Genomic DNA, 281 nt, shown 5'->3' on the forward strand with positions numbered 1-281 from the left:
TTGATTAGCTCATAATACTAAATAATGTTTGTAACTTAATGTTACGTTTTTGGAATTAACGTTGACATATTGTCATTCAGTTTTCAATGTTCATTTCTCAACACAAGAATTAATTATACATGTAGTTAACATTTAAGTCAACAACTTTTTAACTAATTTGTATTTAATTTCTAAAAAATAGAAATTGCCTGGCAACGTCCTACTCTAGCGGAACGTAAGTCCGACTACCATCGGCGCTAAGGAGCTTAACTTCTGTGTTCGGCATGGGAACAGGTGTGACC

General features: G+C 33.5%; 1 rRNA gene. It reads right to left on the reverse strand.

Annotated elements, in window-relative coordinates:
* Positions 1-186 precede the first annotated feature (186 nt).
* A 5S ribosomal RNA gene (gene rrf / locus CD113_RS12390) occupies positions 187-281 on the reverse strand; the annotation flags it as partial.

The sequence above is a fragment of the Staphylococcus simiae genome, from assembly GCF_002902085.1.
GTDB classification, from domain to species: domain Bacteria; phylum Bacillota; class Bacilli; order Staphylococcales; family Staphylococcaceae; genus Staphylococcus; species Staphylococcus simiae.